The organism is Streptomyces cathayae (genome assembly GCF_029760955.1).
Lineage (GTDB): Bacteria > Actinomycetota > Actinomycetes > Streptomycetales > Streptomycetaceae > Streptomyces > Streptomyces cathayae.
This window is the reverse complement of sequence record NZ_CP121682.1, coordinates 5422265-5435584: the sequence shown is the minus strand read 5'-3', so window position 1 is coordinate 5435584 and position 13320 is coordinate 5422265. Positions and strand designations below refer to the sequence as shown.

Genomic DNA, 13320 nt, shown 5'->3' with positions numbered 1-13320 from the left:
TCGTCTCCCTCTGGCTGGTGCTGCTCTGTGGGTGCTGGTTACTTCTCGACGTACCGCAGTGAGCGCAGCCCGCGCTCGAGGTGCCAGTGCAGGTAGGCGGAGACCAGCCCGCTCCCCTCCCGGACGTGCCGCTCCTCGCACGCGTCCGCGGTCTCCCAGTCCCCCGTCAGCAGCGCGCCGAGCAGTTCCAGGGCCTCCGGCGAGGGTACGACGCTGCCGGGCACCCGGCAGTCGACGCAGACGGAACCGCCGGAGGCGACCGAGAAGAACCGGTTCGGCCCGGGCATCCCGCACCGCGCGCAGTCCCCGAAGGTCGGGGCGTACCCGTTGACGGCGAGGGAGCGCAGCAGGAACGCGTCGAGGACGAGATGCGGTGCGTGCTCGCCGCGGGCGAGGGTCCTGAGGGCGCCCACGAGCAGCAGGTACTGCTGCACGGCCGGCTCGCCCTCGTTGTCGGTGAACCGCTCGGCGGTCTCGAGCATGGCCGTTCCGGCGGTGTAGCGGGCGTAGTCGGTGACGATCCCGCTGCCGTACGGCGCGATGGTCTCGCTCTGGGTGCACAGCGGGAGCCCGCGCCCGATCAGCTCGCTGCCCTTGGCGAAGAACTGCACGTCCACGTGAGAGAACGGTTCGAGGCGGGCGCCGAACTTGGACTTCGTCCGGCGCACCCCCCTCGCCACGGCGCGTACCCGTCCGTGACCGCGCGTGAGCAGCGTGATGATCCGGTCCGCTTCACCCAGCTTCTGGGTGCGCAGCACGATGCCGTCGTCGCGGAACAGACTCATGCCCCCATTCTCGCGCACGCCCGGGACACCCCATCACCCGCACCGTCCACATCCGTGTCACCCGGCTCACGGCCGCTCTCCCCGGCTGCGCGCGTTGGCGTACGCGGTCGCCGCGCGCAGCCGCTCCGCGGGGGTCGCCCGGCGCAGGGCGACCGGCTCGGCGTCCCACTCCCGGCCGCCGCCGTACGGTCTCAGCTGGACGTAGGGCCCCTCGTGCCCCATCACGATGCCGATCCGCTCGGTCCGGGTGTCCACGACGTACACGCCGACCGGCGGTTTCATCGGGCCGCCGCGGCCATCACGGCCGCGATCCGCCGTGCGGTGTCCACGGAGCACCGCCCCAGGTCGACGAGCGGACAGGGCGCCTCCCGCGCAAGACTCACCGGGTCCAGCCCCAGTGACGGCAGGGTAATTCCGGCCTTCGCGAGTAACGCCCGCAATTCTTTCACCACTTCCTCCGCTTCTTCGACGCAGAGCGCCGAGTGCTGTGCCTTCACCCTGATCCCCTTCTTTTCGGCATTCACGCTTCCGCTCCTTAAGGTGCCCGCCGGAACCTACACTCGGAAGAGGGGTGCGGCCTACAAGTAACGGGCTGCGCAAAGAGCTTGGGAAAGGAGTCAGCAATGGCCAACGGTTCACGCCAGGCGGCATGGGAGTTCTTCGGCACGGAACTGAAGCGGCGCCGGGAGGAAGCGGGGTTCACGCAGGTGGAGCTGGGGGCGCGGGTCTTCGTCTCCGGCGGCTACATCGGCCAATTCGAACAGGCCATCCGAAAACCCCAACTGGACGTGGCCCAACGAATCGACGACACACTGCAAACCGACGGTATTTTCGAGCGACTGTGCAGGAAGCTGATCAACGATCGCCGGTATGCGGACTACTTCGCAGAAGTAGTGGAGCTGGAGAGGCTGGCGACAAAGGTCTGCGAGTTCGCGCCCACACTGGTGCCGGGCCTCCTCCAGACGGCGGCATACGCCCAATCGGTAACCGTGGCAGCCAACCCGTTTGTCACCGATGAGTACGTTGCGGAAAAGGTTACCGCTCGCTTGGAGCGGGCCAGCATCCTCAGGGACGCAACACGCCCCGAGTATTGGGTCGTTCTGCACGAGAACACGCTGCGCATGCCCGTAGGCAGCCGGGCAGCCATGGCTGAACAGTTGGAGCACATCGCGCTGCTGATGCGTGAGCGTCACGCGGTGGTGGCGGTGCTGCCGTACTCGGAAGGAGCCCACCCTTCCATGGGCGGGATGCTTGCGCTCATGGACTTCGACGACGCGCCGCCCATCGCCTATACAGAGACATCGTTTTCGGGAACATTGGTCGATGACCCGGCCGTGGTGAAGCGGGCGCAGCGCGCATACGATCTGCTCAGGGTCGCCGCGTTGTCGCCGGAGGCGTCCCTGGCCCTGGTCGAGTCGGCGGCGGAGGACTTCAGACGATGCGCGAGTACGACCTGAGCGAGGCACGCTGGCGCAAGAGCAGCCACAGCAACGGCGAGGGCGGCAGCTGCGTCGAAGTCGCCGACGGCTTCCCCGGCGTCGTCCCCGTCCGGGACAGCAAGGTGGCCGACGGGCCCGTGCTGGTGGTCGGGGCGGCGGCCTGGTCGGAGTTCATAGGCGCCGCCGGGGACCGATACCACCGCGAGCCCCACTCCACACCCACGACCAGAACGTCTGCACCGCGTTCCCGCTGACGCGTACTCACTGCCACCGCACCACCCACTCACACCCTGGTCGCGGCAACCTCGTCGAGGACCGCCTCGCCGACCGTCGGGACGTCACCCCGTGTCCTCAGAGGCCCGGAAAAAGACGGTGTGGGCAGAGGTCACGACGGGTGGCCGTGCGTGAGCCTCTCGTACACCGTCACTCTCCGGCCGCGGACCTGCTCGTCGGCCACCGTCGTGAAGTACTTCCGCAGCGTGGAGATCTTCGTCTTGTCCCGGACCGAAATGATCGGCTTCGACACCTCCGCCGCGTCGGTGACGAGAACGACGCGCTGCCGGGCGAGTATCTCCGTCCGGATTCGCGCAGGGCACAGCTCCACGCCCTTCAGCGTTCTGGAACGCTCCGGGGTCTCCTCCAGTGCGATGTCCTGAAGACCTGTGAACGCATGCGGGGAGACCATCCTGGTGTCCCGCCGCGCTGCCGGGACGAAGAGCACGGCGTCCTCGGGCTCCTTCAGCCGCTCCACCTGCGCCGCCGCTGCCAGGACGTCGTCCACGCGGCTCTGCGGCGAACGCTTCGCCAACGCCTGTGGCAGCAGAGCGGCCGACACGACGGCGATCACGACGGGAAGGACCCACCGCGACGCGCTCCACGAGCGCCGTGACACCGCCCGCACGAGCGCGCCGAGGACGACACCGGTCATCAGGGCCAGGCCCAGCAGGCTGAACAGGACGTACCGGTCCACGAACAGTGGCTTGAACAGGGAGATCCCGATGAGACCGAGCTGCGGAACCGCAAGCAGTGGCAGCCCGACGGTCGCCGCCGAAAGCCGTCCCGCTCGGGGCCGGTCCACAAGGGTCCCGAGGCCGGCGATCGACAGCAGGATCGCCGGCCCGATCAACATGTGCCAGGTCAGCGGCGGTATCCAGGACACCTGATCGGACTGGGCCCGACTGAAAAGAATCAGCGGTGCGGCGCCCGCCGTTGCGACCGTGGATGACACGGCCCAGTGGGCCCACGTCCCGCGCGCGACACGTGCCCACATCAGAGTCGCCAGGTGCGCGGGCAGAATCAGCAACGAGAGCCAGTTCAGCAGGCCGCACACGAGGATCGTGCAGCCGTAGACAGCCCAGCACGCCCACCGGTCCCGTCGTGCCTGCAGCATCGCCACGAGCAGCAGTGTCGAGAGCCCTGCCCCGGCCGCCACCAGGGCGTACGGACGGCCCTCCTGGAGGTAGAACTGCACGGAGGGGAGCAGCCCGAACACCATGCCTCCGCCCAGGCCCACCGGACTCCCGCCCAGCCGCCGCCCGAGCGCCGCCACACATGCCGCTCCCACCGCGACGGCCAGCACGGAGGGCAGACGTAACACCGTGGTCGACGGACCGAAGCACTCGAACAGCCCATGCATGACCAGGTAGTAGAGACCGTGCACGACGTCGACATGCTCCAGCATGCGCACGATCTCGCCAGTGGACCGGAGGGCGACCTGCCAGGTCGCGGCCTCGTCCCGCCAGACACTGCGCTGCCGCGACAGCCCCCACAGACCGAACGTGACGGTCCAGAGGAACGGAATCAGCCAGACAAGAAGGTGGCAGCGCCAAGGACGGACAGCCGTTAATTTCGTCACTGTTGGTCCGCCCCCGGCCAGTCAATTCCACGCAGTCGTTCGCACAATGCGGTGTTCGGCGTGAATCCGAGTGACGGACAGGCCGGCAGAACTCACATGATCCTACCGGGAAGGCCCACTCCGCACGCCCCGTGTGAGGCTGCTCACGGGAGCCTCCGAAGCATCCGTGCACGATGCGGGGTTGGCGTTGTCGGCGCTGTGAAAGTCCCCTCCGCCCCCACCGGACCGACAGTGCGAGCGGGGCTGACCCGGTCGGGCTCCGGCACTCCAGCAGGATTTCGCTGTCCGAGCCGCGGGTTCCGCTGGGCCGCTGGACCACTAGGGCACGGTGGCTGCCGTCCTGGGGACGGCGGCGAGCCGCAGGCCCAACTCCACGAGGGTCCAGCCGAGGCGGGTCCGGAGGGCCCGGGGGCGTCCGACGGAGGCGGCGAGACGGTACTCCTCGGCCTGCGTGCGGAGTTCGGTGTCGCGGAGACGGTGCAGCGCGAAATGGGTCTCGGAGTGCATCGGGCGGCCTCTCAGTCCGTGCGGGTGGGGATGAGGTGCGTGTGGATACGCACCTGCTCGACGTCCGGGGTGTCCTCGTCGGGGGCCAGGGTCCGGTAGCGCTCCACGAGCTCGTACATCTGGTCCCTGAGTTCGCGGGCGCGTTCGGGGGTGAGGCTCAGCGTCCAGTCACTCATGTCCGAGGAGCGCCTCCACTCCTCGGACCAGTCGTGGCGGGTACCGAGCCAGGTGGCGAGTTCCTGGGTGTGGGTGTTCGCGACCTCGTGCAGGAACAGGTCGGCGGCGCCGCGCACCTCGGGGTCACGGTCCTCGAGCAGCGTTCCGTCGAACAGCACGCCCCGGTGGACCGCCTGCCACCACCGCTCCCGCCCCTTGCCGCGCTCCGGCGCGTCCTCGACGAAGCCGTGCGCGGCGAGCTGACGCAGGTGATAGCTGGTCGCGCCGCTGGACTCCCCCAGTTTCTCGGCCAGTTGCGACGCGGTGGCCGGCCCTCTGCGCCGTAGCGCGTTCAGCAGCCGCATCCGCAGGGGATGCGCGAGCCCGCGCAGCGAGCGGGCGTCGAGATTGTGGAGCTGCGTGTCCTGTGGATCCCGGGAACCGTCCATGACACCGACGGTAGCGCTCCAAAGAACCCGTTGCAACACTTTCTTTGCAACGGTTTCTTTGGATGGTCCGCGCCCTTCCCGATGTCGCTCACGAGGCGCGCGGGTACAACCTGCGAGGATGTGGCGCAGTTGTGCACGAGGGGTTCGATTCATGCGTTTGCGGGTAGGCCCGTCGAGTCGTGCGAATACGACCGCTGTCGTACGCGCCACGGAGCGTCACCTCATCTCCCTTCTCCCACCGGGCTGTTGGTCCGACGTGAGGATGAACTGGCTATGGCTCTGTTGGCGTGACATTTCGGCGGGGGTACCACCGAGGTGGGCTCCGAGACGGTCTCCTGTGAGGTAGACCGACATCCTTTGGAGACCCACGTGACCGCCTCCGCTTACGAGTTCGGCACCGACCACCGTGCCTTCGTCGACCCTTACGCCCTCGACGGGAGCGGCTTCGGTGACTACCAGCTGACGCCACCACGCTCCGGCGAGCGGCTGGACGTCGCCATCGACCCGCAGGACCGGCGCCGGCTGGAGCTGCACGCGGCTCTGACGGCGGCCGGCATCCCGCCGCGGCCCGAGGACCGCGAGGCCATCGACCGGCTCAGCGCCCTGCCCGGCAACATCAACAACACGATCCAGCGCTGGCTGGCCCACGCCCTCTGAGCGACGGTGGCGCCGGTCACGGTGTGCCCGGTGCCACCAGGCCCGACTCGTACGCCACGATGACCAGTTGGGCCCGGTCGCGGGCCGCCAGCTTGCCCATGATCCGGCTGACATGAGTCTTCGCCGTGAGCGGACTCAGCCCGCCACCGCCGCCGTCACCTCCGTCGGCGATCTCGCGCACCTCGTCGACGAAGGCCGCGCGGGCTTCTTCGTCCTGGCCGGGCCCGGTGCTGGAGACCGGGTACATGAGGGTGCTGCCGTCCTCGGAGGGAACGCCCCGCGGCTCGCCCGACAGTTCGTGGACGTCCGCCACCTCGGCGATCTGCTCGGCGGCGGTCCGCCGGTCGGCCGCGGTCAGCCCGCCCTCCCGGTAGTAGACGATCACCAGGTCGGTCGACTCCCCGCCGGGCAACTCGTCCTGGATGCGGGCGACCTGGGTGGAGTCCGCGCTGTCGGGCAGATAGTCGACGGCCCGGTTCTGCTGCACGCCGCCGAACTTCCCGGCCAGCGGCCCGACCAGCACGAGCGCGGCCAGCCACAGCCCGACCACCCCCCAGGGCACGGCGCGCCCCCGTCGTGCCCATGTCCTCGTCTCCCCCATGCGACGAACTCCCTCCACTCGGTCTGCCCGGAACGCTCTCCAGACTCCCGGCGCGAGAGGACCGGCACATCCGGCGCGAGAGCGAGCCGGCCGGTACTGCGGAGGGTGGCGCGGAGGACGGGCTACTCCCCGAGGAGTAACGGGGAGTGCGCCGGGTCAGACTCCGGTGGAAGGCTTGCGCGCGACACGTGCGTGCCGTGACCATGCCTCTGACGCCTCGAAGGCGTTCGAGGCACCAGGCGGGCCGGGGGGAGAAACATGGCGACGCTGTCCACGAGGGCGGCACTCTCGTCCGAGTTACCGGAACTGCATTGCCTGCTGACCGGCTGGACGGAGTCGGAGCCCACGTCGGCGGCCGCACCCACCCGCCAGGTCCTGCACCACGTCCTGGCCCACGGGCGGGTACGGGTGGCCGAGGCCGACGGGGTCCCGGTGGGGTGCGTTGCCGTGGAGACACCCTCCTCGGACCACATACGGTTGCACGTCGTCGCCGTCCGCCCCGATGTGCGGCGGACGGGAATCGGCTCCCGCCTGCTGAGGGAGGTCCTGGACGGACTTCCGGAATCACCGGGCGAACGTCCCACGATTTCGGCCGTCGTCGGCACGGAGGAACTGCGTTCGGCCCGTTTCCTCCTGGCGTGCGGGTTCATAGGGGCCCGGACACTGAGGACGGGTCAGGACGACGGCGTCCGCCTCCTGTTCCAGCACAAGGTGCGGATCGACTACGTCGACCCCGACGCCCGTCACCTGGTGCCGGTCTCCCTGACGGACCAGCTGCTGGAGTCCCTGGAGCCCGCCGACCACGCGGTGACAGGTGTGGTCGCCCTGGCCGAGGGCCCCGCCTTCGAGATCACCCGGTTCGAGCAGGACGACCCCGCGACCCTTCAGTCGGGAGAGGCCGCGGCGGGGATCTCCTTCTCCGGCGCCCTGCTGGCCGCGATCACTTTTCTCCTGGGCATCTCCTTCACCTCTGACCGTTTCCCCGACGATGTACGGCTGATCCTCATCGGCTCGACCTTCAGCACCATGCTGTCCCTGATCGTCTACGCGAGTGCCTCGGGCGAGCTGGCCAGAATTCGCGCCAACTCCTTCGGCCGGATCATGAAATGGGGCAACGTCCTCTCCGAGTACGGCGGTGTGCTGCCGTTCCTGATCACCCTCCCCGTCATCTACGCCGGGGTCGGCGACAACCGGTGGGTCACGTTGGTCCTGGCGTTCACGCTCAGCGTCGCCATCGGCGGTTACGAGTGGTCCGAGTTCTCCATCGCCCATCGCTTCCGGCACACCGGACTCGGTGTCACCCTCATGGCGCTGACCGCCGCCTTTCCGCTCCTCGGGGTGGCCGCGGTGACCACCGGCACCGTCAGCTGGCCGTGGGCCCTCCTCGTGATCGTGACGCTCATGCTGCGTACGTGGCTGTACCTCGCCCGCCACGGCTCCGAGGCCGGTATCGCCCAGCACCGCGGGCAGTGGCAGATCAGGGCGTGAGCCCCAGCGCCAGCCGGGCCTTCTGCGCGGTCTCACTGCCGCACCCCCAGGACAGGGTGAGCCCGCCGCCGCCGTGGCCGTAACTGTGCAGCACCACGGTGTCTTCGCGGAGTTCCTCCGCGAACCTGATCTCGGGCCGGGTCGGCCTCAACCCCACCCTGCACTCGAGCACTCGGGCGTCCGCCAGCCGGGGGTCGACGCGTGAGCAGCGCCGGACGATCAGCCGCGCCGCGTCGCCGTCCGGCTCCGTGTCCCAGCGGCCCGGTTCCGCCGTGCCCCCCAGTACGACGGTGTCCGCGTGGGGATAGACGTAGGTGAGGGGCCCGGCGCCGGGGGTGTCGTCGCAGAAGAACTCCTGGACGCCGGGGTTCTCGACCACGACCAGTTGACCGCGCACCGGTTCGACGGACGGATCCGGTACGAGGGAACGGGCTCCGGCACCCGCGCAGTTGACCACGACCCTGGCCGGTTCCCGCACGGCCTCGTCGAGCGTGTCGTAACGGTGGTGGCGGAACGTCCCGCCCGCGGCTGTGAGGCGCCGCGCGAGGTGGGAGAGATAGCGTGGCATGTCGACGACGGGGGCCCGGTACCGCCAGCCGGTGACGAATCCCGGCCTGAGCTCGTCGGGGGTGCACATCCGAGCGTCGACCAGCGGTGTCCAACCGGGCGGCTCGCACGGGGTCCGGGACTCCTGGGTGCCTTCCACCAGCCGGATTCCGCTGTCGGGGTCGGCGCTCAGCTCGGTCAGCGCCGACAGGGTGGCCCGGCTCCAGCGGTCCACCAGGGCTGCGGGGCGCACCAGGTAGGGATCCCACATGGCCCCGGCCGCGGCCGAGGTGCTCTCGCCCGGTTTCCGCTCGCTGACGACCTGGACGTCGACGCCGCCCTCCGCCAGGCACACGGCCGTCGTCAGTCCGATGACACCCGCGCCGATGACCACCACACGGTCCGTCACTGCATGCCCCATGGAAATCGTCGTTGCACCGGCCACCGGAACGGCTTCGCGTTTCGCCGGAAGAGGATCCCGCTCCCCTCCCCGGAACCCTCTCGTGTCGCCTACGACGGTGTCCGGGCCGCTGTCAGCAGGCGGGTCACGTCGTCCGAGCAGATGGTGAGGGCGGCGCCCACGGTGGCCAGGGTGTCGCGCTCGGCGGGGGTGTAGGGGCCGTCGGCGAGGGCGATGCGGGCACCGCCCAGGAGGATCGACTCGCGGCCCGGGGCGGCGAGGTGCGGGGCCAGCGGGTCGAGGGCCTCGTGGAGCTCTATGGCGAGGCCCGCCGTGCAGGGCTCGCCGGTGAAGCGGCCGGTGTCGGCGGCCAGCGCCTCGACGAGCGCGGCCAGCCGGTGCTCGGTGCAGTCGTCGAAGCCGGCCGTGCGGACGGCGGCCACGGCGGTCTCCAGGGACGCCCGCGAGCAGGTGCCCGCGGTCAGCACCGCGAGGGCGACGGTGTGCACGGCGTCGCGGAGCATCGCGGAGAAGCGGGTGGTGGTGGGGTGGTCCAGGACGTCGGTGCCGAAGTGGCACAGGCAGGCCGCGCACTCGACGACCGGGCCGGCCGTGCCGCGCGGCACCACGGGCACGCCGAGGAGGGTGAAGCGGCGCTGTCCGGTCAGCCGCCGGTAGTTGCGGTCGCCGCCGCAGCCGGGGCAGAAGAACTCCCCGTCGCCGACGGCCCGCCACGCGGTCCGGGTGCCCAGCAGGCGCGAGAGTCTGGTGGCAGCGGCACGGTCGTCGGGTCCCCGTCCTGGCAGCACGTCACACCTCCACATCGCCCCGGCCTCGTCGCCGCGCTTGCGTGATGTTAGCCACATCGAAGAGTCTTCGTCAGCATCTCGGACGAGACCCTGCCGTGACCTGCGCGGGGATTGGCCGGTAACCGACGGGGTCCCGCCCGCCGGAAACGGCGGGCGGGACCCTCGGACCTCTCGGAGCGGCTGTTCAGCGGGCCGCCCGGTTGACGGCCGAGACGACCGCCTTCAGCGAGGCGCGCGTGGTGTTCGCGTCGATTCCGATCCCCCACAGAACCTTGTCGCCGATGGCGCACTCGATGTAGGAGGCGGCCTGCGCGGAGGCGCCCTCGCTCATCGTGTGCTCCTGGTAGTCGAGCAGCCGTACGTCGACGCCGACGGACTGCAGGGCCTCGAAGAAGGCGGAGATCGGGCCGTTGCCGCTGCCGGTCAGCACGGTGGGCTCACCGTCGACGGTGGCCTCGACGGTGAGCGTGTCGACGCCGTCCCGGTCGGTGGTGGACTGGCCGTTCCTGACCTGGATGCGGCCCCAGGCGTTGTCCGGGTTGGGCAGGTACTCGTCCTGGAAGACCGACCAGATGTCGGCCGGGGTGACCTCGCCGCCCTCGGCGTCCGTCTTGGCCTGGATGATCTTCGAGAACTCGATCTGCATGCGGCGCGGCAGGTCCAGCTTGTGGTCGTTCTTCAGGACGTAGGCGATACCGCCCTTGCCGGACTGCGAGTTCACGCGGATGACGGCCTCGTAGGAGCGGCCGACGTCCTTGGGGTCGATGGGCAGGTACGGCACCGCCCACTCGAGGTCGTCGACGGTGACGCCCTGGGCCTTCGCGTCGGCCTCCATGGCGTCGAAGCCCTTCTTGATGGCGTCCTGGTGGGAGCCGGAGAAGGACGTGTAGACCAGGTCGCCCACGTAGGGGTGGCGCGGGTGGACCTCCATCTGGTTGCAGTACTCCCAGGTGCGACGGATCTCGTCGATGCCGGAGAAGTCGATCTGCGGGTCGACGCCCTGGGAGAACAGGTTCATGCCCAGGGTGACCAGGTCGACGTTGCCGGTGCGCTCGCCCTGCCCGAACAGGCAGCCCTCGACACGGTCGGCGCCGGCCATCAGCGACAGCTCGGCGGCGGCCACGGCCGTGCCGCGGTCGTTGTGCGGGTGGACGGAGAGGCAGACGTACTCGCGGCGGGACAGGTGGCGGCCCATCCACTCGAAGCGGTCGGCGTGGGTGGAGGGGGTGGAGCGCTCGACGGTGGCCGGCAGGTTGAGGATGATCTCGCGGCCGGGTCCGGGCTGGTAGACGTCCATCACCGCCTCGCAGACCTCCAGCGCGAAGTCCAGCTCGGTGTCGGTGAAGATCTCGGGGCTGTACTGATAGCCGAAGTGCGTTTCGGGGCCCAGCAGTTTCTCCGCGTACTCCACGACCAGGCGGGTGCCGTCGACGGCGATCTGCTTGATGTCGTCCCTGGAGCCGCGGAAGACGACCCGGCGGAAGACCGGCGCGGTGGCGTTGTACAGGTGCACTGTGGCGCGCTTGGCGCCCTTCAGGGACTCGACCGTCCGCTCGATCAGGTCCTCACGGGCCTGGGTCAGTACGGAGATCGTGACGTCCTCGGGGATGGCGTCCGGGTCCTCGATGATGGAGCGCACGAAGTCGAAGTCGGTCTGGCCGGAGGCCGGGAAGCCGACCTCGATCTCCTTGTAGCCCATCGTGACCAGCAGGTCGAACATCGCGCGCTTGCGGGCGGGCGACATGGGGTCGATCAGGGCCTGGTTGCCGTCGCGCAGGTCGGTGGAGAGCCAGCGGGGGGCAGTGGTGATCCGGTTGTCCGGCCACGTCCGGTCGGGGATGTCGACCTGCTCGTAGCGGCCGTACTTGTGGATCGGCATGGAACTGGGCTGCTGGCGGTTGGCCATGGTGCGTGGGCTCCTCGAGGGTCCGCGGTGCTCCGGGACGAAACCGGAAGGGACGGCCGACGGCGCAGCGCCGAACTCCGCGGGGAGGGGGTCGGCCTACTGCAGACCCTCACCGCGGCAGCTAAGGAGAAGCAGCCCGAAACGCATGATGCTGCGCAGCTTAACCGAGACACAGGCCCGTGCGAGCGTCCGTATCAGTATGCGGGACCAGAGGGAGAAACGGGACAAAAAGTGCCGTATACCACTTCAGAGCGCCCGACCACGGGGATCGACCACACTTTTCATCCATCATGGTCACGGATGGTGACAATGGCATCACACAGTGCAAGAGTGCCGGACATGACCACCAACGGGGGCTTCGAGCCCGTCTTCTGCACCATCGTTCCGCCGCACGTCCTCGACCGGCTCGCGCAGGCCGAGGACCCCGCACTCTCCGGACCCGCCCGCCGCACCCTCCAGCGCGACGCCTACGAGCGCACCCAGCGCCGTCTGACCACGGTCGTCGGCGCCGCCCCCGCCGCCCCGCTCCCCGCGGCCGAGTCCGGCACGCCGCACCGCACCGTCCACGACGCCCGGCACGGCACGAAGCTGCCGGGGGCGGTGGCCCGCCGGGAGGGCGAGGAGCCGGGCAAGGACGCCACCGTCAACCGCGCCTACGCGGGCCTCGGCGCCACCTTCGAACTCTTCCTCAGGGCGTTCTCCCGCGACTCGATCGACGGCGCCGGGCTGCCGCTGGTCGCGACCGTGCACTACGACCGGGACTACAACAACGCCTTCTGGAACGGCGACCAGATGGTCTTCGGCGACGGGGACGGGGAGATCTTCCTCGACTTCACCCTCCCCGTCGACGTCATCGGCCACGAACTCGCGCACGGCGTCACCCAGTACACCGCCAACCTGGACTACTTCGGCCAGTCCGGCGCGCTCAACGAGTCGGTCTCGGACGTCTTCGGCGCCCTGATCAAGCAGTACACGCTCGGCCAGACCGCCGGCGAGGCCGACTGGCTGATCGGCGCGGGGCTGCTCGCCCCGCGGGTCACCGGCAAGGCGCTGCGCTCCATGAAGGAGCCGGGCACCGCGTACGACGACGACGTCCTCGGCAGGGATCCGCAGCCCTCGACGATGGACGACTACGTCCGCACCGGCCGCGACAACGGCGGCGTCCACATCAACTCCGGCATCCCCAACCACGCCTTCTACCTCGCCGCCACCACCCTCGGCGGGCACTCCTGGGAGCGGGCGGGGCAGGTCTGGTACGACGTGCTGACCGGTGGCGAGCTGTCGCAGGACGCGCAGTTCACGGACTTCGCGACGCTGACGGTGGAGGCGGCGCGGGCCCGGTTCGGGGAGGGCGAGGAACTGCGGGCGGTGTCGAAGGCCTGGGAGCGGGTGGGGGTGCGGACGCTGTAGTTCCGTACTAGACACGGACCCATGCGCATCCAGGTGACACGCACCGGCGGATTCGCCGGTATCGAGCGGCAGGCCGAGGTGGACACCTCGGGACGGGCCGACGCGCCCGAGTGGCACGCCCTGGCCGAGGGGGCCGTGGCCACGGGCCGGGGCACACCGCCGGCCGGGGTGCCGGACGGCTTCAGTTATCGGATCACCGTGGACGGGAGGACCGTGTACTGCGCGGACCCCCGGCTGACCGAGGAACAGCGCACGCTGATCAGCAGAGTGCTCCAGGAGGGCGCGTAACCACCGTTGTCCGCAGGGGCGTTG

Annotated in this window: 15 protein-coding genes and 1 pseudogene; 6 read left to right on the top strand and 10 right to left on the bottom strand. The window is 69.8% G+C overall.

Annotated elements, in window-relative coordinates; genetic code table 11:
* Nucleotides 1–38: 38 nt before the first annotated feature.
* From recO to PYS65_RS24770, 3 genes are all read right to left on the bottom strand, one after another.
* Nucleotides 39–785, bottom strand: coding sequence for a DNA repair protein RecO (gene recO, locus PYS65_RS24780; RefSeq protein WP_279336145.1), 747 nt, complete (start codon nt 783–785; stop codon nt 39–41).
* A 66-nt stretch (nt 786–851) separates the two neighbouring features.
* Nucleotides 852–1067, bottom strand: a complete 216-nt coding sequence (locus PYS65_RS24775) for a hypothetical protein (protein ID WP_279336144.1) — start codon at nt 1065–1067, stop codon at nt 852–854.
* On the bottom strand, nt 1064–1282 hold the full coding sequence (locus PYS65_RS24770) for a hypothetical protein (protein WP_279338059.1): 219 nt from the start codon (nt 1280–1282) through the stop codon (nt 1064–1066). Before PYS65_RS24770 ends, PYS65_RS24775 begins: the two co-directional genes overlap by 4 nt.
* A gap of 126 nt (nt 1283–1408) precedes the next feature.
* On the opposite strand from PYS65_RS24770, the gene PYS65_RS24765 reads away from it, so the two are divergent.
* Entirely contained in the window at nt 1409–2242 is an 834-nt protein-coding gene (locus PYS65_RS24765) for a helix-turn-helix domain-containing protein (RefSeq protein WP_279336143.1), read from the top strand.
* Entirely contained in the window at nt 2224–2478 is a 255-nt protein-coding gene (locus PYS65_RS24760) for a DUF397 domain-containing protein (RefSeq protein WP_279336142.1), read from the top strand. The genes PYS65_RS24765 and PYS65_RS24760 overlap by 19 nt, the downstream gene beginning before the upstream one ends.
* Nucleotides 2479–2609: 131 nt before the next feature.
* Here the strand turns inward: PYS65_RS24760 and PYS65_RS24755 are convergent, their stop codons facing one another.
* The 3 genes from PYS65_RS24755 to PYS65_RS24745 all read right to left on the bottom strand — a co-directional run bounded on the left by PYS65_RS24755 (nt 2610) and on the right by PYS65_RS24745 (nt 5191).
* Nucleotides 2610–4079 (bottom strand): glycosyltransferase family 39 protein, encoded by a 1470-nt coding sequence (locus tag PYS65_RS24755; protein ID WP_279336141.1) that lies wholly within the window; start codon nt 4077–4079, stop codon nt 2610–2612.
* Nucleotides 4080–4397: 318 nt separating this feature from the next.
* On the bottom strand, nt 4398–4586 hold the full coding sequence (locus tag PYS65_RS24750) for a hypothetical protein (RefSeq protein ID WP_279336140.1): 189 nt from the start codon (nt 4584–4586) through the stop codon (nt 4398–4400).
* 11 nt (nt 4587–4597) lie between these two features.
* Nucleotides 4598–5191 (bottom strand): ArsR/SmtB family transcription factor, encoded by a 594-nt coding sequence (locus PYS65_RS24745; RefSeq protein WP_279336139.1) that lies wholly within the window; start codon nt 5189–5191, stop codon nt 4598–4600.
* Between the two features lie 369 nt (nt 5192–5560).
* Between PYS65_RS24745 and PYS65_RS24740 the strand changes: the two genes are divergently transcribed.
* On the top strand, nt 5561–5848 hold the full coding sequence (locus PYS65_RS24740) for a hypothetical protein (RefSeq protein ID WP_279336138.1): 288 nt from the start codon (nt 5561–5563) through the stop codon (nt 5846–5848).
* A 150-nt stretch (nt 5849–5998) separates the two neighbouring features.
* Here PYS65_RS24740 and PYS65_RS24735 read toward each other — a convergent pair.
* Nucleotides 5999–6449: pseudogene (locus tag PYS65_RS24735) on the bottom strand (MMPL family transporter); the annotation flags it as partial.
* Nucleotides 6450–6707: 258 nt separating this feature from the next.
* Between PYS65_RS24735 and PYS65_RS24730 the strand changes: the two are divergent.
* Complete coding sequence (locus PYS65_RS24730) at nt 6708–7937, top strand: GNAT family N-acetyltransferase (protein WP_279336137.1); 1230 nt, start codon at nt 6708–6710, stop codon at nt 7935–7937.
* On the opposite strand, the gene PYS65_RS24725 is transcribed toward PYS65_RS24730, so the two are convergent.
* From PYS65_RS24725 to leuA, 3 genes are all read right to left on the bottom strand, one after another.
* On the bottom strand, nt 7927–8904 hold the full coding sequence (locus tag PYS65_RS24725; protein ID WP_279336136.1) for an FAD-dependent oxidoreductase: 978 nt from the start codon (nt 8902–8904) through the stop codon (nt 7927–7929). The two genes, PYS65_RS24730 and PYS65_RS24725, sit on opposite strands and share 11 nt — an antisense overlap.
* Before the next feature lie 89 nt (nt 8905–8993).
* A complete protein-coding gene (locus PYS65_RS24720; RefSeq protein WP_279336135.1) occupies nt 8994–9692 on the bottom strand; it encodes a TerB family tellurite resistance protein in 699 nt (232 codons plus the stop codon).
* Between the two features lie 184 nt (nt 9693–9876).
* Nucleotides 9877–11598, bottom strand: a complete 1722-nt coding sequence (gene leuA / locus PYS65_RS24715; protein WP_279336134.1) for a 2-isopropylmalate synthase — start codon at nt 11596–11598, stop codon at nt 9877–9879.
* Nucleotides 11599–11937: 339 nt separating this feature from the next.
* Between leuA and PYS65_RS24710 the strand changes: the two genes are divergently transcribed.
* A complete protein-coding gene (locus tag PYS65_RS24710) occupies nt 11938–13008 on the top strand; it encodes a M4 family metallopeptidase (RefSeq protein WP_279336133.1) in 1071 nt (356 codons plus the stop codon).
* A gap of 21 nt (nt 13009–13029) precedes the next feature.
* Entirely contained in the window at nt 13030–13296 is a 267-nt protein-coding gene (locus PYS65_RS24705) for a protealysin inhibitor emfourin (RefSeq protein ID WP_279336132.1), read from the top strand.
* Nucleotides 13297–13320 lie beyond the last annotated feature (24 nt).

Bases quoted from the DNA above. Each gene is read 5' to 3' on its own strand.
- recO (WP_279336145.1), bottom strand. From the start codon at position 785: ATGAGTCTGTTCCGCGACGACGGCATCGTGCTGCGCACCCAGAAGCTG.
- PYS65_RS24775 (WP_279336144.1), bottom strand. From the start codon at position 1,067: ATGAAACCGCCGGTCGGCGTGTACGTCGTGGACACCCGGACCGAGCGG.
- PYS65_RS24765 (WP_279336143.1), top strand. From the start codon at position 1,409: ATGGCCAACGGTTCACGCCAGGCGGCATGGGAGTTCTTCGGCACGGAA.
- PYS65_RS24760 (WP_279336142.1), top strand. From the start codon at position 2,224: ATGCGCGAGTACGACCTGAGCGAGGCACGCTGGCGCAAGAGCAGCCAC.
- PYS65_RS24750 (WP_279336140.1), bottom strand. From the start codon at position 4,586: ATGCACTCCGAGACCCATTTCGCGCTGCACCGTCTCCGCGACACCGAA.
- PYS65_RS24745 (WP_279336139.1), bottom strand. From the start codon at position 5,191: ATGGACGGTTCCCGGGATCCACAGGACACGCAGCTCCACAATCTCGAC.
- PYS65_RS24730 (WP_279336137.1), top strand. From the start codon at position 6,708: ATGGCGACGCTGTCCACGAGGGCGGCACTCTCGTCCGAGTTACCGGAA.
- PYS65_RS24725 (WP_279336136.1), bottom strand. From the start codon at position 8,904: ATGGGGCATGCAGTGACGGACCGTGTGGTGGTCATCGGCGCGGGTGTC.
- leuA (WP_279336134.1), bottom strand. From the start codon at position 11,598: ATGGCCAACCGCCAGCAGCCCAGTTCCATGCCGATCCACAAGTACGGC.
- PYS65_RS24710 (WP_279336133.1), top strand. From the start codon at position 11,938: ATGACCACCAACGGGGGCTTCGAGCCCGTCTTCTGCACCATCGTTCCG.
- PYS65_RS24705 (WP_279336132.1), top strand. From the start codon at position 13,030: ATGCGCATCCAGGTGACACGCACCGGCGGATTCGCCGGTATCGAGCGG.